The organism is Streptomyces sp. NPDC056361 (assembly GCF_042262805.1).
Taxonomy (GTDB): Bacteria; Actinomycetota; Actinomycetes; order Streptomycetales; family Streptomycetaceae; genus Streptomyces.
The window spans coordinates 1-21114 of the sequence record NZ_JBHJQI010000061.1; the positions used below are offsets into that span (position 1 = coordinate 1).

The following is a 21114-nucleotide window of genomic DNA, read 5'->3' on the forward strand; positions in this document are numbered from 1 at the left end:
CCCCCGCAAGGGGGTGGCCGCCCGTTCTCGTACCCGGAAGAAGCAGGACCCTCGGAAGCGGGCCCGGGCCCCGTCACGCGGGTTCCGGATCAGAAGCGCGCCGGAAGCACCGCCGAGACCCGCGTGTAGACGCCCGGATTCTCCGCCTGCCCGCAGCCGCTGCCCCAGGACACCAGGCCGACGAGAAGCCCCTTGGCCACGAGCGGACCTCCACTGTCCCCCTGGCACGCGTCCTTGCCGCCCTGCGGGTCGCCCGCGCACAGCATCGTCTCGCGCTGGTACCGGACGCCGAAGCCGCCCGGGTAGGCCCGCTCGCACGACGCGTCGGGGAGCACCTGCACGCGCGCCGTCCGCAGCGTGGAGGCGTAGGCGCCGTTGCCGGTCGTGTCGCCCCAGCCGTAGACGTCCGCCTCCGTGCCGGGCACGTACGCCGCGTCTCCCGAGCGGGCGACACCGATGACGTACGACTGCGGCAGCGCGCTCACCAGCGTCAGCACCGCGAGGTCTCCCGAGTTGCTCGTCGGGTCGTAGTCGGGGTTCACCCACGTGTCCGAGATCCGGACCTCCTGGCCGCCCTGCCCGCGCAGCGCGGCGCGCCCCGCGATGACGGCGAAGTCGCGCAACTCCCACGGCTCCCCGCCGAGCACCTCCCGGCCCAGGCAGTGGGCCGCCGTGAGCACCTTGGTCGGCGCGACCACCACGCCCCCGCAGAACTGCCCCGCGCGCGTACCTCCGAACCGGTCACGACTGGACAGGGCCACCACCCACGGCGCGTCCGTGATCTGAGCCGTGCTACCACCCACCACGACGCTGTCGGCCGCCGCGGGGGCTGCGGTGGCGACCTGCCCCGCCACCGCAGCGATCACGCCCACGGCACCCGTCAATGCTCGGGCCAAGGAACCACGCATGGAGCCTCCTGACTCTCCGGTGATGTCGCTTCACCCAGCGTCCAGCACAGCTCCGCGCCCTGCACCCCCGCACAGCCGGAGGGCCCGGCTCCCCCTCTCGGGGAACCGGGCCCTTCCGCGTACCGCTCTGTGCCTCGTACGGATCAGTCGAGGTAGTCGCGCAGCACCTGCGAGCGCGACGGGTGGCGGAGCTTCGACATCGTCTTCGACTCGATCTGGCGGATCCGCTCTCGCGTCACGCCGTAGACCTTGCCGATCTCGTCCAGCGTCTTCGGCTGGCCGTCGGTGAGACCGAAGCGCATCGAGACGACGCCGGCCTCACGCTCGGAGAGCGTGTCGAGGACGGAGTGCAGCTGCTCCTGGAGCAGCGTGAAGCTCACCGCGTCGGCCGGGACGACCGCCTCGGAGTCCTCGATCAGGTCGCCGAACTCGCTGTCGCCGTCCTCACCCAGCGGGGTGTGGAGGGAGATCGGCTCACGGCCGTACTTCTGGACCTCGATGACCTTCTCAGGGGTCATGTCGAGCTCCTTGGCCAGCTCCTCCGGGGTGGGCTCGCGGCCCAGGTCCTGGAGCATCTGGCGCTGCACGCGCGCGAGCTTGTTGATGACCTCGACCATGTGCACCGGGATACGGATGGTGCGGGCCTGGTCGGCCATGGCGCGGGTGATCGCCTGACGGATCCACCAGGTGGCGTACGTGGAGAACTTGTAGCCCTTGGTGTAGTCGAACTTCTCGACGGCGCGGATCAGACCGAGGTTGCCCTCCTGGATCAGGTCCAGGAAGAGCATGCCGCGACCGGTGTAGCGCTTGGCCAGGGAGACCACCAGACGGAGGTTGGCCTCCAGGAGGTGGTTCTTGGCCCGACGGCCGTCCTCGGCGATGATCTCCAGCTCGCGCTTGAGCTTCGGAGCGAGCTTGTCCGAGTTCGCGAGCTTGTCCTCGGCGAACAGGCCGGCCTCGATGCGCTTGGCGAGCTCGACCTCCTGCTCGGCGTTGAGCAGCGGGACCTTGCCGATCTGCTTGAGGTAGTCCTTGACCGGGTCGGCGGTGGCACCGGCGACGGCGACCTGCTGCGCCGGAGCGTCGTCCTCGTCCTCGTCGGACAGGACGAAGCCCTTGCTCTCGCCCTCGGTCTCCTCTTCCTCACCCTTGCCGGGCGCGACGTCCTCGAGGAGCTCCTCGCCCTCGACGAGCTCGTCGGAGTCCTTCTTGGACGTGGCCTTCTTGGCCGTCGCCTTCTTGGCGACGGTCTTCTTGGCCACCGTCTTCTTGGCGACGGTCTTCTTCGCCGCCGCCTTCGGGGCGGATCCGGCCTCGTCGGCCGGGTCGGCACCCTCGGCCGCAGCGGCCGAGACGGTGGTCTTCGTCACGGTCGTCCTGGCGGTGACGGTCTTGGTGGCGGTGCGCTTGGCCGGGCTCTTCGCCGCGACGCTCTTGCGGGCGCGCTTCGGCGACTCCGCTGCACTGACCATCAGCGTCACACCCTCTTCCTCGAGGATCTGATTGAGGCTGCGCAGAACATTCTTCCACTGGGTTGGCGGAATCTGGTCAGCCTCGAAGGCACGACGCACGTCATCGCCGGCGATCTGCCCATCAGCCTTTCCCCGCTCGATGAGCGCCATCACAGACTCGGACTCGGCGATCTCCGGCGGGAGCGTACGGGATGTGCTGGCCGACACGAACAACCTCTCGGAACGATGGAAACGGCTTCCGGCCCCGCTCTGGATCGAGCTGGAGCCGACGACCGTCGACGGGGAATGTGCCGACGGCGCGGGTTGGGCCGGGGAACTGCACAGCGCCTCCAGGGGCTGCTGTATTCCTTCCTCGGCTGTCACCTCTTAGGTCATCGCACGGCTCGGAGGAGTGTTACGCCCAATCTTCGTGGCCCGAGTCACACCTCATTTGCGACGAAACGGCCAGAGTGGTCGATCGGTGCACATTCGTACCGCCGGAACCCTGGCGCCACCCGGGAACCCTGCCGGGCTCCCGGGTGGCGCTCGGATCCGGCGGCACGCCCTGCGTACGCCTCGGCACTCCCGGCCACGGCCCGCGGATCAGTGTTCGCGAGGGGCGGGGACGACGCGCTCCACCTCGGGGTGGACCGTCAGCAGCTGCCGCATGGCCGTCTCCGCGCCGTGGGCGTCCCCCTCGGCAAGTGCGTCCACGATACGGCCGTGATGGGTGAGGCAGGCCTCGCTCGGCCGGTCACAGCCGGTGACGGGGCCGCCGGACACCTGGAGCGCGGCGGAGACGATGCCGGAGAGGTGCTCCAGCATGCGGTTCCCGGCGAGCTGGATGAGGAGGGAGTGGAACTCGGTGTCGGCCCGGGAGAAGGTGATGCCGTCCCCCTGGGCGAACGCGTGACCCATGATCTCGACCATGTCGGCGAGACGCTGCTGCACGTCCTCGCGGCCGTGTCCGGCGGCGAGCCGTGCCGCGAGGGGCTCGATCGTCCAGCGCAGCTCGTTCAGCTCGCGGCGCTGGTCGTCACGCTGCGGACCGAAGGCCCGCCACTCGATGATGTCGGGGTCGAGCAGGTTCCAGTCGCTGACCGGCCGGACCCTGGTGCCGACGTTCGGGCGGGCGCTGACGAGGCCCTTGGCCTCCAGCACGCGCAGCGACTCGCGCACGACGGTGCGCGAGACCTCGAACCGCTGGCCGATCTCCTCGGGGACGAGCGGACGGTCGGCTCCGAGGTCGCCGGAGACGATCATCTGACCGAGCTGCTGGACGAGCTGCCCGTGCAGCCCGCGACCCCGGTTGCCCGCGCTACGGCGCCCCACGCGGCCGAGGTCGGTGTCCACCCCCTCCCAGGAGGGCGGGCCCACGCGGCCGGCGGCGGGCGCCTCCGCGTAGGGGTAGCGGTCGAGGTCGCCCGGGGCACCGAGGGGGGAGTCGACGGGGCGGGCGGCGGTCATCATGGTGTGCGCAAGGGTACTCACGCATCCTTTGTCGGCGTTGCCTCCGTGACCCTTGAGGTCTTTGGTGAAAAGCACACGAAAGGGTGATCGGCGCCTCCTGCGCAATTGACGATCAATCAGACATATAGGGCATATTTCAAGGAAGTTGGCGGCGAACCGGAGCCTTTCGGTCCGCAAGTGATCACCAACGGGCCCTCCGCCGAAGACCGGTGAACACGTAGGCGCAGAGCAACCCTGTCAACATCAGCGAGAGCGCCACCCCTGCGGGCTGCCCGACCACCCGCAGAGCCCCTGCCAGCCAGTGCTCGGCGGCCGGCGACCAGCGCGGGCCGGCGAACTCCCGCAACCGGCCGGGAAGTCCGGCGGCGGACCGCACCGACGGCCCGGTCAGCACCTTCTGCAGGAGCGGCACGAAGGCCACCGGTACGGCGAGGACCGCGGCCACGCCGGCCGCCGCGGCCCGGAAGACCCCGGCGCCCAGCAGCCCGGCCCAGGCGCAGCCGACCAGCAGCCCCAGCCAACTCGCGCAGAGAGTTGGCCAGTTCCTCGGTACGGGGATCAACTCGCCGCCGTAGAGCAACCGCAGCGCCCCGAGGTCGGCGAGCACGACGAGCACTCCGAGCACGAGGGCGACGGAGGCCGCCACGACGAGCTTCGCCAGCAGGAGGCCGGGCCTGCGCGGCACCGCGCCGCGCCCCGAGGTGAGCGCCGGGTAGCGGTACTCCTCACCGAAGGAGAAGGCACCGAGCAGCCCCGCGCCGAGCGCCGCCGGCGGCAGCGGCGAGATCGCCGGCCAGCCGGCCAGGACCGCGGGCAGCGCGGCGCGGCCGCCCCGGCCGAGGAGCAGCGCGAGCGCCACCGACACCAGCAGGACGGCCGCCGCCACGAGTGGAGTGCTCGGCACGCCCAGGAGCCGGTGGAGCTCGTACCGCAGCGGCCGCAGCGGCGAGCGGGCCGGCCGTCGGGCGGCGCGGCGTCCGGCCGACTCGTCGCGCGTCGCGGCGACAGGCCCCGGCCCGCCCTCCGGCGACTCGCCGGACCGGCTTCCGGGAACGGCGTTCCGGGAGTCGGCACCCTCGGCGTCCGGCGCGGGCACGGGAGCGTCCCGCCGGGGGGCCCGCGGAGCGGCGGGGGCCGTGTCGCCCGTCTCTTCGACGAGCCGGTGGATCGGTACGCCGTGGCGGAAGGCCGTGTCTCCGACGGCGGCGCAGTCGCTGCCGTAGACGGACAGGCGATTGCCGTCCTCGGCGACCACCTCGACGGCGCGGCGGGCGGCCCTGGCCTCCTGGGTCACGGCGGCGGCGAGTCGCGCGGGGTGCGGGGTGCGGACGGCGACCCGGGGGCGCAGCCGGGTGCGGGCGAACTCGGCCGCTTCCTGGTCGGCGACGAGGCGTCCGCCGTCGAGCGTGACGACCCGGTCGGCGTTGCGGGCGGCGTCCTTGGGATCGTCCGTGGTGTAGAGCACGGTGCCCCCGTCGGCCGCGTGGGCGCGCAGGAGCTCGTACAACCAGGCACCCTCGGGCGCGGAGAGACCGGCACCGGGCTCGTCGAGCAGCAGAGTGTGCGGGGTGCCCAACAGGGCGGAGGCGAGGCCGAGTCGGCGGTCCGCGCCGACCGGCAGGGTGCCGATCCGCCGGCGTTCGAGACCCGCGAGGCCCACGGTGCGCACCAGTTCGTCGGACCGCGACGCGGGCACTCCCGTGGCGGCGCAGAGCATCCGGAGCTGGCCCCGGAGCGTGCGCGAGGGGTGTCCGGGGATGTCGCCGAGGAGCACGCCGACCTCGCGGGGAGGGTGGGCGATGCGGTGCAGCGGCCGACCTCGGAAGTAGGTGATCCCGCGGCCCGGCTCGAGTTCGAGCATGAGCCGGAGGGTGGTGGTCTTGCCGGAGCCCGGGGGGCCGAGGAGGGCGGTCACGGTGCCCGGCCTGGCCTCGAAGGTCAGATCGTCCACGGCGGGCGGGCGATCACGGCGGGGCGTGCTGGTCAGTCCGATTGCCTGGAGCATCGCTTCTCTCGCGGTAGGTGACACCGCTCCGCGGCAGGGCGGCGCTTCCGCAGCAAGATAACGCTACATTTCGGACTTTCCGCGCAGGGGTGGCGCTCCGAGGGGCCGGATGTCCGCGCCCGTCAGACCTCGGGTCGCAGCATCGGCGGGTTCAGAAGGGTCGCCCCACCTGCCCTGAAGAGCTGGGCGGGACGCCCGCCCTGACGGGTCGTGGTACCACCGGCCGGGACCAGGAAGCCGGGCGTGCCGGTCACCTTGCGGTGGAAGTTGCGCGGGTCGAGGGCCACGCCCCAGACGGCCTCGTACACGCGGCGCAGCTCTCCGACGGTGAACTCCGGCGGGCAGAAGGCGGTGGCCAGGGAGGAGTACTCGATCTTGGAACGGGCGCGCTCCACCCCGTCGGAGAGGATCCGGGCGTGGTCGAAGGCGAGCGTCCCGCCCTCCTCGCCGCCTCCGGCCGCCGCGTCCTCACCGAGCAGCTCCTCGACCGGAGCCCACCGGGCACTGTTCGCGTCCCCGCCCGCCCGCGGCGCCGGCAGGTCCGGGGCCAGGGCGAGGTGCGCGACGCTGACCACCCGCATGCGCGGGTCGCGGTCGGGCGCTCCGTAGGTCGCCAGCTGCTCCAGGTGCGCCCCGTTGCTCGGCACCGGCGGCGGAGAGGCCGGATCGTGCGCGCAGAGGCCGGTCTCTTCGACGAGCTCGCGCGCGGCGGCGGCCCCGAGGTCCTCCTCCGCGCGGACGAAGCCGCCGGGGAGCGCCCAGCGGCCCCGGTACGGCGACTCCCCTCGCCGTACGACCAGGGTGCAGAGCGCGTGGCGCCGCACGGTCAGCACGACCAGATCGACGGTGACGGCGAAGGGCGGGAAGGCCGACGGGTCGTAGGGAGGCATGCCGCGATCATAGTCGTCTTCCTGACGATAAACACTCCTCGCGGAAGCATCGAGGACGACTTCCTCCCCCTGCCGCGAAGCTTCCCGCGTGTCTGCGCCCGGCATCTCGTCACACCCCCAGTTGAAGGCCCTCTGCGGCCTCCTCGACCATACCGAGACCGAGCCTGCCGACCCGCACGGCGAAGGGCTCGCCCGCGACCACGAGCCCCGAGAACCGGACCGCTCCGAGCGGGGCCGAGGGCAGCGGGTGCACCGACACGGACCCGCCCGGCACGTCGGGCCGGATTCCGGCCAGGGCGAGGAGCGAGTGGACCGCTCCGGCGGCCGCGACGGCCGCCGGCCTGCACGCGGCCGGGTGGGGCGCCGGGCGCCCACCGGCCGTTCGCTGCTCTCCCGCATACATCTCGGGGAGGCGATGGGCGAAGGACTCCGCCGCGTCGAGCAGCCCGCGCAGCAGGGATGCCGCCTCCCGCTCGTGGCCCGCGGCGGCGAGACCGGCCACGGCGACCGCCGTCTCGTGGACCCGGACCGCGCCGGCGCGATGGCCGAAGGGATTGTGCCCGGGCTCCTTGGCTCCCAGGCTGCGCAGGCCCCAGCCGGAGTCGAGGACCGGGGCACCGAGCAGCCTCGCCACCTGTTCGGTCTCCGCCCTGTCGAGCAGCCCCGGCGCGTGGAGGCCGCCGCCCAGCAGCCCGGTGTCGAGCAGATGGGCGGCCCAGCCGCCCATCTCGGGCCGGTTGCGGCCGTCCGGCGTCCGGGCCACCGCGGGGCGGCCCCCTGCCCGGTCCTCGATCCAGAACTCCCGCCGGAACCGCTCGCGCAGGATTGCCGCCCCGTCGCGGAGCGCGTCTCCGCCGGGCCTCCCGCAGCCGTCGAGCAGGTCGGCGCCGAGCAGCGCCGAGCGGTGCGCGTGCGCCTGGGTCTCGGCCCGCCACGGCCCGGCGGGCACCGGGTCCGGCACGAACCCGGTACCGGCGAAGACCCGGCGCAGCCAGCCGAGGCACCGCTCCGCCACGGGAAGCAGCTCGTCGAGATCCGCCGACGGCAGCCCCCAGCGGCGGGCCTCCGCGAGCACGACCGGGAAGGCGAGGGTGGCCTCGACGCCGGTGCAGCGGGGCTGGAGATACGGGCCCGCGTCCCTGAGGGGCCCGGGGATGCGGCCGGACTCGGGCCCTGTCCCCGAGAGCTGGGTGCGGCCGAGGGCGCGCAGGGTGGTGGCGGCGAGCCTGGTGCCGAGGGGCAGGGCCATGCGGGCCGCCCAGAGCGCTTCGGCGGTGACCGGTCCGCATCGCCAGGGGACGCCAGCGGCGAGGTGGACATCCGCGGGGTGCGCCGGGTCGCGCTGGAGGAGCGCCCGGAGGTCCTCGACGGAGCAGCGGAGCAGTTCTGCGGGGCGGGGGTCGTCGCCTTCGGCACGGGCTTCGGAGAGCAGGTGGCCACCGGGCCGTCCGGCGCCCGTTCCCGAGGGGGCGCCGGGTCGGGTGGCCACTTCGCCCCGGACCCGCAGCCGGACCGTGAAGGCGGCTCCGGGGGCCAGCTCGGCCTCCCAGCGCAGCACGCCGGCTGCTGCCAGGGAATCCATCGGCGGCGGGTCGGCCGTGACGGCGACGGATCGGCCGTCGCTCCCGGTCCAGCGGAGTCCGGTGCCGTGGACGCTGGCGCTGAGCTCGGGCCCCGGCCTGCCCGACGCCACCGCCCCCAGGTCCGCGAGATCCGTGCCCAGAGCGATCTCGACGGGGAGCCGGAGGGCGCGAGGGGCGGAGCTGCGCAGGGTGATCCGCTCGGTTCCGTCGGCGCTCCGCGTGCGTTCCACGGCCAGGCCCGGGTCGGGCCCCAGGTCCCCCGGCACCCGCAGGACGCCGAGGAAGACCGCCCGGTCGGCGGCCGCCATGCGGCCTTGGAGGGCGACGGGTTCACGGCCCGCCACTCGGAGGACGCAGCGGGAGAGGAGCCGTCTCCCCGCGGCGTAGACGCCCTCGGGCCCGTCGCCGGTGAGCTGGCCGTGCTCGGCGCAGACGGCGAAGGCGGGCAGGGCGACGCAGAGGAGGGCGCCGTGCACCGAGGGGAGCTCCATGGGGCGGGCCGCTCGCGGGAGCGCGATTCCCGCACCGGACGTGTGTCCGGAGGGGTATCCGGGCGGGTGCCCGATCGAGTGCGGGAACGGGGACGGGTGGCCGCTCGGGGGGCCGCTGGGGCGGCCGGGGGCCGGGACGGGTCTGGAAGCCATGGCAGGTGCGAAGTGCTCTCTGTGCGAACCGGGCGGCCGGCGGGGTGTCGGCGGCACGGTTCGTACGACTCCGCCAGAGAGCTGAACGCGTTCGCGGGTGGCCGGGTCACGGTCGTCATCGGCCGCTCCTGGTGCCGCGCTGCCCGTCGTGCCGGGGCGCCCTGTTCACGGGCTTCCCCGTGGCGCGTCCGCCGGGTCGGACCCCGGCGGCCGGCCCGCGCTCCCGCACGCCGGTCCGTCCGGGCTTCCTGAGGGTCTGCCGGGTGCCTTGCGGGCGCGTGGCACGGGTCCTGACCCGCCGGGAGGACTCCGTGTCAGCCTGCTCCGCCGCGTCGGCCTGCTCCGCCGCGATCCGGGTGTCCCGCTCGCTCCTGAGGCACGAGCGCAGGGATTCGGGGTCGAGTCCTTCGTTGCACGCCTGGTGCAGCAGCCGGGCGAAGACGTACTCCGGGTCGGCGTCGAGCGCGAGCCCGAGGGCGACGCGGGCGGTCGGCTCGTCTCCGGTGGACCAGGCCGTCCACCCCGCGAGGCTGAGGGGCGCGGCGGCGTGCTCCTGGTACGGGGTCACGCAGCGCCGGGCCAGCACGCGCCAGAGGCGCAGGGCGGCGGTGCCCTCCCAGCCCTCCATCCATTCGGCGGCACGGTCCCGGGTGACGCGGTCCTGGAGGCCGAGGATCAGGGCGGCCGCCTCGTCGGTCCCGATCAGGGCGTCGTCCGCCGCGTCTCCCTCCGCCGTCGTGCCGACCGGCTTGGTCGGCTGCGCGGGGCGCGCGGCCCCGGCCGGGCCGGCGGGAGCCGTCGGGTTCTTCCGGTGGGCGAACCGGCGCAGGGACTCGCGGGCCAGCCGCAGGGTCGTCTCGCGCACCTCTTCGCGCCCCTTCCCTTCGGCGCCTTCGAGGATCCGCGGCACGATCGCGGCCGCGGCGGCGTCGAGGGCGGCGCGCTGCTCCTCCTCCCCTGGCTTCCCGGAGGGCTTCAGCCGGGCCTCCATGTCCCTCAGCGAACCGCGCAGCCGGACTCCCGCGTACGCGGCCGTCGCGGCCATCACCGAGGTGCCGGTGAGGGCGAGCGGGGTGCCGTCCGGCGGGCAGCACCGGGCGTCGGGGCAGCAGTAGGAGAAGTAGAGGCCGTCGGAGATGCACAGGGCCTCGTAGACGGGGATGTCGAGTGCGCCGCAGGCGGTGCGGAGCCGCTGCGCGAAGGGGCGCAGCCGCTCCATGACCACCCGGGCCGTCTCGCCCGGCGCGGGGTCCTGGCAGAGGAAGACCACGATGCCGTCCGGTCGGGTGCCGCGGCGGCTGCCTCCCTCGACGAGGCATTCGGCGAGGTGGTCGGCGGTGCTCGCCCATTCGCGGGGCGAGCGCGGGATGCCGAGCCTGACCCGGCCGCCGAAGCGGCCGTGCTCGCCGTGGAGGGCGGCCAGGACGACGGAGTCGGTGGGGTGGAAGCCCAGCATGAACGGGAGGGCGTCGGCCAGTTCCGCCGGGCCGCGCAGGGTGATCTGCTGGGTACGGGAGGGTCCGCTGGTTTCGTGGTGATTCGCGTTCATGGTCAGGACGGTCTCGTGATCTCCCGAATTCCGAAACCCCTGTGGATAACTCCCGAAACGGGGCATCCGCAGACCCTTCGGGTTGTCCACAGGTTCGGCCGCTCATTCGCGCGATGTCCGAGGCATCGGGTTGCATGGAGGCATGACCCACGCAGACCCCCTGGAAGACCGCGCCGCCCTCAGGACCGCCGCCGACACCGTGCTCGCCCGTCTCGTCTCGGACCCGACGGGCAAGGCGAGACTGCGCGAGGACCAGTGGCGGGCGATCGAGGCCCTGGTCGCCGACCGGCGCCGGGCCCTGGTGGTGCAGCGGACCGGCTGGGGCAAGTCCGCCGTGTACTTCGTGGCGACCTCGCTGCTGCGCGAGCGCGGCAGCGGCCCGACCGTGATCGTCTCCCCGCTGCTGGCGCTGATGCGCAACCAGGTGGAAGCGGCCGCCCGCGCGGGCATCCGCGCCCGGACGATCAACTCGTCGAACACGGAGGAGTGGGAGACGGTCCAGCAGGAGGTGGCCGCCGGCGACGTGGACGTGCTCCTGGTGAGCCCCGAGCGGCTCAACAATCCCGACTTCCGTGACCAGGTGCTCCCCCGCCTCGCGGCCGCCACCGGGCTGCTCGTGGTCGACGAGGCGCACTGCATCTCGGACTGGGGACACGACTTCCGGCCCGACTACCGCAGGCTGCGCACCATGCTGGCCGACCTGCCGGCCGGGGTTCCGGTGCTCGCCACGACGGCGACGGCGAACGCACGGGTGACGGCGGACGTGGCCGAGCAGCTCGGCACCGGTGCGGGCACGGACGCCCTGGTGCTGCGCGGGCCGCTGGACCGGGAGAGCCTGAGCCTGGGCGTCGTGAGACTGCCCGACGCCGCCCACCGGCTGGCCTGGCTCGCCGACCACCTCGGCGAGCTCCCCGGCTCCGGGATCATCTACACGCTGACGGTCGCCGCCGCCGACGAGGTCACGGCGTACCTGCGGCAGTGCGGGCACACCGTCTCCTCGTACACGGGCCGGACGGAGAACGCCGACCGGCAGCAGGCGGAGGACGACCTGCAGGCGAACCGGGTCAAGGCCCTGGTGGCGACCTCGGCCCTCGGCATGGGGTTCGACAAGCCGGACCTGGGTTTCGTGGTGCACCTCGGGTCGCCCTCCTCCCCGATCGCGTACTACCAGCAGGTCGGCCGGGCCGGCCGAGGGGTGGAGCACGCGGAGGTGCTGCTGCTGCCCGGGCAGGAGGACGAGGCGATCTGGCGTTACTTCGCCTCGGTGGCGTTCCCGCCCGAGGAGCAGGTGCGGCGCACGATCGACGTGCTCGCGCAGGCCGGCCGCCCCCTCTCCCTGCCCGCCCTGGAGCCGCTGGTCGAGCTGCGCAGGACCCGTCTGGAGACGATGCTCAAGGTCCTCGACGTGGACGGCGCGGTACGGCGGGTGAAGGGCGGCTGGGAGAGCACGGGCCGCCCCTGGGCGTACGACGCGGAGCGGTACGCGTGGGTGGCGCGGCAGCGGGAGGCCGAGCAGCAGGCGATGCGCGACTACGCGTCGTCGACGGGGTGCCGGATGGAGTTCCTGCGCCGGCAGTTGGACGACGAGGAGGCCGTTCCCTGCGGGCGTTGCGACAACTGCGCGGGGAGCCGCTTCGACCCCAAGGTGTCGGATGCGGCACTGGACGCGGCCAAGGGCGAACTGGGGCGGCCCGGCGTGGAGGTCGAGCCCCGGAAGATGTGGCCGACGGGGCTCGCCGCGGTCGGGGTCGACCTGAAGGGCCGTATCCCGGCCGGAGAGCTGGCGTTCGGGGGCCGCGCCCTCGGGCGGCTCTCGGACATCGGCTGGGGAAACCGGCTGCGTCCGCTGCTGGCCGACGGCACGCACGACGGGCCCGTTCCCGACGACGTCGTGCAGGCCGTGGTGCAGGTGCTCGCCGACTGGGCGAAGGGACCGGGCGGTTGGGCTTCCGGGGCGCCGGACGCGCCGGCCCGGCCCGCCGGAGTGGTCACCGTCGCCTCCCACCGCAAGCCGAGGCTGGTGGGCTCGCTCGGGGAGCGGATCGCCGAGATCGGCAGGATGCCGTTCCTCGGGGTCGTGGAGTACGCCCCGGAGGCCGAGGGGCTGCGGCTGTCCCGCACCAACAGCGCCCAGCGGGTGGTCGGCCTGCAGCGGACGCTGACCGTCCCCGCCGAGCTCGCGGGGCGGCTGGCCGACGCCGGGGGGCCGATTCTGCTTGTTGACGATCTGTCGGACACCGGCTGGACGCTGGCGGTGGCGGCGCGGCTGCTGCGGCGGGCCGGAGCGGAAGGGGTGTTTCCGTTGGTGCTCGCCGTCCAAGGGTGAAACAGGAGGGGAAACGGGGAGTGAACAATGGGCAACTGGGCAGGGATATGAGAGGCATACCGACGCATTCCCGTCAGCGGCCTCAATTGCTCGTTGCCGCTCGCGCACGGGCCCGCAAGAATTGGGAAACCGCCCCACTCGGCCCATCAGCGGTCCGGAAGGACTGTGCTGTGGTGCGCCCTCACCCGACCTTGCCCGCCTAGCGGGCGCGTATCCGAAGGGAGGCCCGTGACCCTCGGATTCGCTCCGCCCACAGCCACCTCGCTCAGATCGTCGTCCGAGTCCGCCAGCCGCCTCGCTCGGATGCTCGAACCCGCCGAGTGGGCCGCGGCCGGAATTCCCCTGCTGCGCAATCCGCGTGAGGTCGTCAGCGGCCTCCACTCACGTCACACGCCCACGCCCGCCACGGCGGTCCTGGCGATCCTCGACCACGAGGAGCGCCTCACCGCCAGCGCCTCCTTCGTCCGCCGCCCCGTCCCCGCGGACGGCTGGGAGTTCCGCAACGCGCTCCTCGCGCATCTGCGTCGTGTCATCCCGCACGACCTCCGGAGGCGCGCCCCCGTCAGGACCGCGGTGCTGCTGTACTGCCGCGAGGGCGACGAGCGCTGGACGGAGGAGGACGGAGCCTGGATGTGGGGGCTCCGGGACGCCTGCACCCTGCACGGGCTCCGCTGCGGGGCGTACATCACGCTGACCCGGGGCGGCTGGCAGGTGCTCGGCGAAGGCCGCGGAGGCCGTCGGCCGAGCTCCGACTCGCCTCCCCTGCCGCTCGGCGACGAGCCGGTCGAACTGGGCCGGCTCGCGCCGCGAACGGCTAGCGGCGCGACGGAACCACTGCGCCGGGTCGCCGCGCGCTGATCACGCGCACGGCACACCGGGCAGCCTTCGCCCGACCCGAGCGGACCGGTGCGGACCGAGTCGACCGGTCCGCACCGGTCCGCTCCGGCGAAGGGGTGTCGTTCAGACGCCGGCGCCCGCTCCGAGGAGCGAGGTGACGCGCTGCGGGTCGCCGCAGACGACGAGCAGCACGCCCGCGCGGGCCATCGCCGACGGCAGGGCCCGGGCGACCGTCTCGTCGTCGCCGCCGTTGAGGGCGACGATCACCACGGGTCGGGTGTTCGCCCGCTCCGCGGCGGAGGCGTCCGCGAAGAACACGTCGTCACCGGTGTCCTGCTGGGCCCAGTAGGCGACCTCGCCGAAGGACAGCTCGTGCGCCGCCCACGGGTGCTGGTCGCCGGTGGTCAGCACCAGGACGTCGCCGGGTGCCCGGCCGCTCTCGAGGAGCAGATCGAGCGCCTCCTCGGCGGCGTCGAGGGCGCCGTCGAGGGGGGCCGGGATCAGCTGGAGCTGCGGCGTGGATCGCTGGTCGGAACGATTCTCCGACCGGTTGGCCGGAGGGCCGGGGCGCGGTGCCGGCGCCGCGGGCCCGGCCGGACCGGGACCAGGGCGTCCGGGACGCGGGGTGGCCGCGGAACGCGGGCCGGGTACGGGACGGGGGGTCGGCGCGGTGGCGCGGGGACCCTGGGCGCTCTCGTGAATCTGAGGCTCCTCGGGAGGGAGGGTGGATGGAGGTCGAACACCGCTGCGCGGAGCACCGGCGGGTGGGCACGCATGTGCACCCCGGGCGCGTGAGGGATCGCCCTGTGGCAGGTCCCCGCGACCGGAAGATCAGAAGTCGAAGCCGAGTTGGCCCCCGCTTTCCAGCGCGGCCGCCTCGGCGGAGAGGCGGACCTTTTTGAGGTGGCGCCACTGGGGCAGCGCGTCCAGGTACGACCAGGAGAGGCGGTGGTACGGGGTGGGCCCCAGCTCCTCGAGCGCCGCTTTGTGGACCGGGGAAGGGTAGCCCGCGTTGGCGGCGAAGCCGTACGCCGCGTAGCGCTCGGCCTCCAGCTCCGCCATGAGGGTGTCCCGGCGGACCTTCGCGATGACCGAGGCGGCCGCGACGGCGATGCAGGACTGGTCGCCCTTGATCACCGTACGGACCTGCCAGGGGCTGCCGAGGTAGTCGTGCTTGCCGTCGAGGATCACCGCGTCGGGGCGCACGGGGAGGCCTTCGAGCGCGCGGACGGCCGCGAGGCGCAGGGCCGCGGTCATTCCGAGCTCGTCGATCTCCTCCGGGGTGGCGTCGCCGAGCGCGTACGCCGTGACCCACTGCTCCAGCTCCGCCGCGAGCGCGGTCCGGCGTTTGGGGGTGAGCAGTTTGGAGTCGGTGAGGCCTTCGGGGGCCCGGCGCAGACCGGTGACGGCCGCGCACACCGTGACGGGGCCGGCCCACGCCCCGCGCCCGACTTCGTCGACTCCGGCGACGACCTTGGCGCCGCTGGTGGCGCGGAGCGATCGCTCGACAGTGTGAGTGGGAGGTTCGTACGGCATGGCGCAAGCCAGGTTACGCCGCCCGGTGCCGCGCGCGATACCCGGATTCCCCCAGGACCCCGGGGAGGCCTCCGCGCCCGGCCTCCGGGAGCGTCGTTCCCGTGCCCGCGCGCCCGTGTCAGCCGCGTTCCGCGCGTACCAGCGGCATCATGATCCGGTCGATCACGGCGGCGATCTCGTCGTCCGGCCATTCACTCCCGCACACCTTGGAGCGGTACATCATCATCGCGGGAATCACGTCGAGGACCAGGTCGTCCACCGCGTCGGGCCGCACCTCGCCCCGTGCGATTCCGCGCCGCAGCACCTCTTTGAAGAGGCGGGTGGACGGCTCGACCACCCCGGTGACGATGAGTTCGTGGAACCGACCTGCGGAGTCGGCGTCGCACTCGTGAAGCACCGCGCGCAGGGCGAAGCCGGGCTTGGAGTACATGACGTCCCGGACGCGGAGGCAGAGCCCGTACAGGTCCTCGCGCACGCCGCCGCGGTCCGGGGCCTCGTCGAGCGTCGGCAGTCCGGCCTGGAGGGCGTCCGCGACGAGGTCCTCCTTCGACGGCCAGCGGCGGTACACCGCGGCCTTGCCCGTCTGCGCGCCGACCGCGACGCCCTCCATCGTCAGGCCGTTCCAGCCGACGCTCCCGAGCTGTTCGAGCGCGGCCTCCAGGATGGCCCGTTCGAGGACGGGACCGCGGCGTCGCAGCGACGCCCCTTCCGGCCGGGCGGCGGCCGCGGAGCGCGAAGTAACCATCAGGCTCTCTCCGTTGTGGCGATTCGGATCGTCGGCAGCGCTCAGTGAACGGTTGCGTTCACTGAGGGGGACTCACTACCGTGGCGAACAGTGAACGGGTGCGTTCACTAATTCTTCCGTGGGGGATCCATAGTGACAACTTCTCCGCTGGACACCCAGACCAAGGACGGCCCCGCTCGCTCCGCGGGCCGGCCGGGCATCGCCCTGACCGTCATCGCCGCCTGCCAGCTGATGGTCGTCCTCGACGCGACCATCGTGAACATCGCCCTGCCGCACATCCAGGACGCGCTCTCCTTCTCGACGACCGACCTGTCCTGGGTGCTCAGCGCCTACACGCTCACCTTCGGCGGCCTCCTGCTGCTCGGCGGGCGCGCGGGGGACATCCTGGGGCGCCGCAGGGTGTTCCTGGCCGGCATCCTGCTCTTCACCTTCGCCTCCCTGCTCGGCGGCTTCGCCCAGGAGCCCTGGCAGCTGCTCGCCGCGCGGGCCGTGCAGGGCGTGGGCGGCGCCATCGCCTCGCCCACCTCGCTCGCGCTGATCACCACGACCTTCCCCGAAGGGCCCGAACGCAACCGGGCGTTCGGCGTGTTCGCCGCCGTCTCCGCGGGCGGCGGCGCCATCGGCCTGCTCGCCGGCGGCATGCTCACCGAATGGCTCGACTGGCGCTGGGTCCTCTTCGTCAACGTGCCGATCGGCCTGCTGATCGCCTTCCTCACCCCGCGCTACATCGCCGAGTCCGAGCGCCACCCGGGCCGTTTCGACATCGCGGGCGCCGCGACCTCGACGCTGGGCATGGCGGCGCTGGTGTACGGCTTCATCCGGGCCTCCGAGGAGGGCTGGAGGGACGCGCTGACCATCGGCTCCTTCATCACGGCGGTGGTCCTGCTGGTGGCCTTCGCGCTCGTGGAGTCGCGCGCCAAGGAACCGATCACTCCGCTCCGGATGTTCGCGGACCGCAACCGCTCGGGCACGTACGTGATCATGCTCAGCCTGTCGGCCGCCATGTTCGGCATGTTCTTCTTCATCGTGCTGTGGGTCCAGGACGTCCTCGGCTACAGCCCGATCCAGTCCGGACTCGCCTTCCTCCCCGTGACCGTCGCGATCGGCCTCGGGGCGGGACTCGCGCAGCGGTTCCTCCCGGCCTTCGGCCCCAAGCCGTTCATGGTGGCGGGGGCGGCGATCACCGCCGCGGGCCTGTTCTGGCAGATGTTCATCACGGCGGACAGCGGGTACGTCGACGGCGTCCTCGGGCCGATGCTCCTCTTCGGCTTCGGCATGGGCCTCAACTTCGTGACGCTGACGCTCACGGCCGTCTCCGGGGTGGCCCAGCACGAGGCCGGGGCCGCGTCGGGGCTGCTCAACGCCACCCAGCAGGTCGGCGGTTCGCTCGGCCTGTCCATCCTGGTCACCGTCTTCGGCACGGCGAGCCGCGAGGAGGGCCTCAAGCAGGTTCCCGCCTTCCTCTCGACCTCGACGCCCGAGCAGAAGGCCGCGTTCGCGCAGACCAAGCAGCTGCCCGCCCCGTGGGGCCACGAGGTACTGACCTCGGGCATCGCCTCGGCCTTCATGGCGGCGGCGGTGATGGCGCTGATCGCTCTCGTCACGGCCGTCCTGATGATCCGGGTCCGCAAGACCGACCTGGAGGCGCTGAGCGGCCGCGCGGAGGCTTCGGGCCCGATGGCCTGATCACCGGAGAACCGGCCGTAGATGCCGTGGTCCCTCGCACCCCGAACGGGGGGCGGGGGACCACGTACGCCGTTCGAAGCCCGACCCGCGCCGCCCGACGCACGCCGATCGACTACGCCGACCGACGCGCGCCTTACGGCGTCAGGCCGACGCCCCGTCCGGAACCCAGTCGGGAAGCACCTCGGTCTGCCGCAGCCATTCGGCGGGCGGCGCACCGGCCGCGGTGCCGGCCACCACGCCGCCGGCGATGGCACAGGTCGTGTCGACGTCGCCGCCGACCTGCGCGGTCGTCCAGAACACCCGCTCGAAGTCGCCGAGGCCGCGGGCCGCGGACCAGAGGGCGAAGGGCACGGTGTCGTGCGCGCTGGTCCGCCGGCCGCTGCCGAGGACGGCGGCGACCGTGGTCGCGTCGCCGTAGTCGAGCATGTCGCGGGCCCTGCGCAGGCCCGCCCCCACGGCACTGCGCGGCACCAGGGCGATGACCCCGTCGAGGAGCGCCTCGGGCGTGGGCGGCCCGGTGGGATCGGCGGCGAGCGCGGCCGCGGCGGCGACGGCCATGGCGCCGACGACGGCCTCGCGGTGCTGGTGCGTCGTGTACGCGGAGATCTCGGCCTGGTGCGTGGCCTGCTCCGGGTCGTCCGCGTACCAGGCGCCGAGCGGGGCGATCCGCATCGCGGCGCCGTTGCCCCAGGAGCCCTGGCCCTTGAAGAGCGCGGCGGCCAGCTCCCGCCAGTCGCCGCCCTCCCTGATGAGCCGGAGCATCCGGTTGACCGCAGGGCCGTAGCCGCGGTCGAAGTCGTGGTGATGGGCGAACGACAGCGCCAGGGCGTCCTGGTCGATGCGGTCGTGGTGCACGAGCACGGCCAGGACGGAGCAGGCCATCTCGGTGTCGTCGGTCCACTGCCAGGGGCCGGCGGGGAGCTCACGCCGCTTCAGCAGGGGGTAGTGGGCGGGTACGAAGAACTGGGAGCCCAGGGCGTCTCCCACGGACAGCCCGCGCAGGCTGGCCAGGGCGCGGTCGAAGCGCCGGTCGAGTGAGGAGTCAGCGGTCATCGCTCTGCCACTCTATCCGGTGTGGCCGTACGGTTCCGGGGTACGCCAGCGTTCGAACGGCCTGTCCAGGCGGTAGCGGCCGTCCTCGCCGAGCAGAAGGGTGCGGGTCTCGGCGTTGCCGGGGTTCGACAGCGACTCGAAGTCGGCGACCGTCCAGTGGAACCAGCGCATGCAGAACAGCCGCATGGTGAGTCCGTGGGTGACGAGCAGGACGTTCGGCGGGTGGTCGGGGGCCTCGAAGCTGCGGTAGAGGCTCTCCAGGAACGCGCCGACCCGGTCGTAGACGTCGGCGCCCGACTCGCCCTGGGCGAAGCGGTAGAAGAAGTGCCCGTACGCGTCCCGGTACGCCTTCTGCAGGCGCACGTCCTCGCGCTCCTGCCAGTTGCCCCAGTCCTGTTCCCGCAGGCGGGGCTCCTCCCTCACCCGGACCTGCTCCGGAGGCAGCCGGAAGGCCCGGAGGGTCTCGTGGGTGCGGCGGTACGGCGAGACGTAGACGCTGACGGGTTCGTCGCCGAAGACGTCCCGGAGCCGCTCGCCCGTCGCCTCGGCCTGCCGCCGACCCGTCTCGGTGAGGCGCAGCGCGTGGTCGGGCTCGCGTTCGTACACCGTGTCATCGACATTGCCCTCGGACTCGCCGTGCCGTACGAGAACGATGCGCCGCGGTCGTGCCATACCCACGACCCTAGATCCCGGGTACCCGACCGGCTCGGCCGGGCCCTCGCCCGACCTCCGTACGGTGCACGGGCGGGGCGGCCCGTACGGTGTACGGGCCGGGCCCACGCGGATCATCCGGCCCGGTTCACACCGCCACGCCGGTTCACACCGCCACCCCTGATCACACCGCCACGCCGGTTCACACCGTCCACGCCGGTTCGAGCTGCACCACGTCGCCGGAGAGCGCCGCGACGTCGGCCGCAGTGCGGGCGCGGAGCCCGAGGCGCTCGATGCGCTCCACCCGGTACTTGCCGTGCTCGGCGGCGGAGTGCCACAGGGAGAGCACCAGGAACTCGCTGCCGGGCGCTTCGCCGAAAAGGCCCCGCAGCATGCCGGGGGACCCGGCCATCGCCGGGTTCCAGACCTTCTCCTGCATGAGGGCGAAGTGCTCGGCGCGCTCCTCGTGGACACGGCAGTGCGCCACGCGTGCCACGTCGGCGTCGGAGAACCGCGGCTCGAACCCGGTCTTCACGTCGAAGCGGTGGTCGAACAGCTTGACCTGGATGTCCTTGAACGTGCCCACCTGCGAGGCCGCCAGACGATCGTGCGACCGCGCCATGAAGGAGTCGTAGAAGGCCCGGCTCTCCCAGAACGCGAAGATGTGGGCGACGTCCGGTCGAGCCCGGCTCCACCCGCCGCCCTGGCCCCGGAATCCCGGCTCACCGAGCAGCCCCGCCCATTTCCGCTGTCCCCGCTCGAACCCTCGACGGTCCGTCACGGTGCAGCGAATCCACTTGACCAGCACCGCGCCATCGTACGGGGCGGGAGAGCGCCCCGGCAGACCCTCTCAGGACCCCGCCGGGTGCACGCGCTCGAGCCCCGCGCGCTCCTCGTCGTCCAGTTCGATCCCGAAGTCGTCCTCCAGTACGGCGGTCAGGTCACCCACGGGCACCACCCGCTCCTCGGTGGCACCGTCCGTGCGGACCGTCGACAGCGTGTCGCGCACGAGGGCCCTGCGGACGCCGGGTCCGGGGCGCTGGGCCACGACCTGGCCGAGGAACCGCGACTGCGGATGGCTGGAGCTGTAGTGGTTCATGACGGTGAAGTCGCCGGGGTAGAGGGTCTGCGGGGCGAACGCGTACAGGTCGGTCCAGCCCTGCGGACGCAGGGAGCGCAGGACGTGGATGCCCTCGTCCTCCACGCCGATCCCGAACGTCCAGCCGCCCTGCTCGACGCGGGCACCATCCCGCAGGGGCACCGGTTCCAGCGGTCCCTGCCAGCCGAACCCCACGTCGGCGAGCCACTGTTCGCCGTCCACCGTGACGACGAGCAGGGCGTGGGTGACGGGCGTCAGCGCCCCGCCGCGCGACCGGTTGCGGGCCCCGCGGCCGGCCACCGGGAACCCGATCCGTTCGAGGACCGCCGCGAACAGGGAGTTCTGCTCGTAGCAGTAGCCTCCCCGGCGCCGCTCGACGAGCTTGCCCTGGAGGCTCTTCAGGTCCAGCGGGACCCGCCTGCCGAGGGCGACGTCGAGGTTCTCGAACGGAATGGCCCGGACGTGGGCCCGGTGAAGCGCCGTCAGCGTCCGCAGATCGACGGCGGGTTCGCCGTCACGCCCGACCTCGTATCCGATTCGAGCCAGATAAGCGTCGAGATCCAGCTCGTCACCGCTCCACAAACCGCTCTCCCCCTCAAGCGCCGGGTCCTCTGTCGTAGCCCCATGACACCATGGGCAATCAGCCCAGGACCACGGGCTTTTCAGCGGGTGGACGGGATG

General features: G+C 73.2%; 17 protein-coding genes. 3 read left to right on the forward strand and 14 right to left on the reverse strand.

The window, feature by feature from the left end; all coding sequences use genetic code 11:
- Positions 1-89: 89 nt before the first annotated feature.
- The 7 genes from ACFCY7_RS20835 to ACFCY7_RS20865 form a co-directional block, all read right to left on the reverse strand.
- Positions 90-908 carry a S1 family serine peptidase gene (locus ACFCY7_RS20835; RefSeq protein ID WP_376487194.1) on the reverse strand — a complete coding sequence of 273 codons (819 nt, stop codon included), beginning with the start codon at positions 906-908 and terminating at the stop codon, positions 90-92.
- 143 nt (positions 909-1051) lie between these two features.
- Complete coding sequence (locus ACFCY7_RS20840; RefSeq protein ID WP_376487196.1) at positions 1052-2587, reverse strand: RNA polymerase sigma factor; 1536 nt, start codon at positions 2585-2587, stop codon at positions 1052-1054.
- 375 nt (positions 2588-2962) lie between these two features.
- The gene (locus tag ACFCY7_RS20845) at positions 2963-3850 is read right to left on the reverse strand and encodes a FadR/GntR family transcriptional regulator (protein WP_376487197.1); all 888 of its coding nucleotides are present in this window, start codon (positions 3848-3850) and stop codon (positions 2963-2965) included.
- A gap of 160 nt (positions 3851-4010) precedes the next feature.
- Positions 4011-5834: an ATP-binding cassette domain-containing protein gene (locus tag ACFCY7_RS20850; RefSeq protein ID WP_376487200.1), complete on the reverse strand. Its 1824-nt coding sequence runs from the start codon at positions 5832-5834 to the stop codon at positions 4011-4013.
- A 122-nt stretch (positions 5835-5956) separates the two neighbouring features.
- Entirely contained in the window at positions 5957-6724 is a 768-nt protein-coding gene (locus tag ACFCY7_RS20855) for an NUDIX domain-containing protein (protein ID WP_376487202.1), read from the reverse strand.
- A 109-nt stretch (positions 6725-6833) separates the two neighbouring features.
- Positions 6834-8951, reverse strand: coding sequence for a glycogen debranching N-terminal domain-containing protein (locus tag ACFCY7_RS20860; protein ID WP_376487205.1), 2118 nt, complete (start codon positions 8949-8951; stop codon positions 6834-6836).
- 115 nt (positions 8952-9066) lie between these two features.
- On the reverse strand, positions 9067-10500 hold the full coding sequence (locus ACFCY7_RS20865) for a DUF4192 domain-containing protein (protein ID WP_376487207.1): 1434 nt from the start codon (positions 10498-10500) through the stop codon (positions 9067-9069).
- 142 nt (positions 10501-10642) lie between these two features.
- Here ACFCY7_RS20865 and ACFCY7_RS20870 point away from each other — a divergent pair, with 142 nt between their 5' ends.
- Entirely contained in the window at positions 10643-12826 is a 2184-nt protein-coding gene (locus tag ACFCY7_RS20870; protein WP_376487208.1) for a RecQ family ATP-dependent DNA helicase, read from the forward strand.
- Between the two features lie 228 nt (positions 12827-13054).
- A complete protein-coding gene (locus ACFCY7_RS20875) occupies positions 13055-13684 on the forward strand; it encodes a hypothetical protein (protein ID WP_376487210.1) in 630 nt (209 codons plus the stop codon).
- A gap of 102 nt (positions 13685-13786) precedes the next feature.
- On the opposite strand, the gene ACFCY7_RS20880 is transcribed toward ACFCY7_RS20875, so the two are convergent.
- From ACFCY7_RS20880 to ACFCY7_RS20890, 3 genes are all read right to left on the reverse strand, one after another.
- Entirely contained in the window at positions 13787-14365 is a 579-nt protein-coding gene (locus ACFCY7_RS20880; RefSeq protein WP_376487269.1) for a hypothetical protein, read from the reverse strand.
- Between the two features lie 129 nt (positions 14366-14494).
- The gene (locus tag ACFCY7_RS20885) at positions 14495-15199 is read right to left on the reverse strand and encodes a ribonuclease HII (RefSeq protein WP_376487213.1); all 705 of its coding nucleotides are present in this window, start codon (positions 15197-15199) and stop codon (positions 14495-14497) included.
- Between the two features lie 118 nt (positions 15200-15317).
- A complete protein-coding gene (locus tag ACFCY7_RS20890) occupies positions 15318-15944 on the reverse strand; it encodes a TetR/AcrR family transcriptional regulator (RefSeq protein WP_376487215.1) in 627 nt (208 codons plus the stop codon).
- 132 nt (positions 15945-16076) lie between these two features.
- Between ACFCY7_RS20890 and ACFCY7_RS20895 the strand changes: the two genes are divergently transcribed.
- Complete coding sequence (locus tag ACFCY7_RS20895) at positions 16077-17630, forward strand: MFS transporter (protein WP_376487217.1); 1554 nt, start codon at positions 16077-16079, stop codon at positions 17628-17630.
- A gap of 141 nt (positions 17631-17771) precedes the next feature.
- Here ACFCY7_RS20895 and ACFCY7_RS20900 read toward each other — a convergent pair whose 3' ends face one another.
- From ACFCY7_RS20900 to ACFCY7_RS20915, 4 genes are all read right to left on the reverse strand, one after another.
- Positions 17772-18683, reverse strand: coding sequence for an ADP-ribosylglycohydrolase family protein (locus tag ACFCY7_RS20900; protein ID WP_376487219.1), 912 nt, complete (start codon positions 18681-18683; stop codon positions 17772-17774).
- Positions 18684-18695: 12 nt separating this feature from the next.
- Entirely contained in the window at positions 18696-19355 is a 660-nt protein-coding gene (locus tag ACFCY7_RS20905) for a histidine phosphatase family protein (RefSeq protein ID WP_376487222.1), read from the reverse strand.
- A gap of 181 nt (positions 19356-19536) precedes the next feature.
- Entirely contained in the window at positions 19537-20142 is a 606-nt protein-coding gene (locus tag ACFCY7_RS20910; RefSeq protein WP_376487224.1) for a YdbC family protein, read from the reverse strand.
- Between the two features lie 42 nt (positions 20143-20184).
- The gene (locus tag ACFCY7_RS20915) at positions 20185-21015 is read right to left on the reverse strand and encodes an arylamine N-acetyltransferase (protein ID WP_376487226.1); all 831 of its coding nucleotides are present in this window, start codon (positions 21013-21015) and stop codon (positions 20185-20187) included.
- Between the last annotated feature and the right edge of the window lie 99 nt (positions 21016-21114).

Coding starts and splice junctions, on each gene's coding strand:
- ACFCY7_RS20835 (WP_376487194.1), bottom strand. CDS start 908: ATGCGTGGTTCCTTGGCCCGAGCATTGACGGGTGCCGTGGGCGTGATC.
- ACFCY7_RS20850 (WP_376487200.1), bottom strand. CDS start 5,834: ATGCTCCAGGCAATCGGACTGACCAGCACGCCCCGCCGTGATCGCCCG.
- ACFCY7_RS20855 (WP_376487202.1), bottom strand. CDS start 6,724: ATGCCTCCCTACGACCCGTCGGCCTTCCCGCCCTTCGCCGTCACCGTC.
- ACFCY7_RS20860 (WP_376487205.1), bottom strand. CDS start 8,951: ATGGCTTCCAGACCCGTCCCGGCCCCCGGCCGCCCCAGCGGCCCCCCG.
- ACFCY7_RS20865 (WP_376487207.1), bottom strand. CDS start 10,500: ATGAACGCGAATCACCACGAAACCAGCGGACCCTCCCGTACCCAGCAG.
- ACFCY7_RS20870 (WP_376487208.1), top strand. CDS start 10,643: ATGACCCACGCAGACCCCCTGGAAGACCGCGCCGCCCTCAGGACCGCC.
- ACFCY7_RS20885 (WP_376487213.1), bottom strand. CDS start 15,199: ATGCCGTACGAACCTCCCACTCACACTGTCGAGCGATCGCTCCGCGCC.
- ACFCY7_RS20890 (WP_376487215.1), bottom strand. CDS start 15,944: ATGGTTACTTCGCGCTCCGCGGCCGCCGCCCGGCCGGAAGGGGCGTCG.
- ACFCY7_RS20900 (WP_376487219.1), bottom strand. CDS start 18,683: ATGACCGCTGACTCCTCACTCGACCGGCGCTTCGACCGCGCCCTGGCC.
- ACFCY7_RS20905 (WP_376487222.1), bottom strand. CDS start 19,355: ATGGCACGACCGCGGCGCATCGTTCTCGTACGGCACGGCGAGTCCGAG.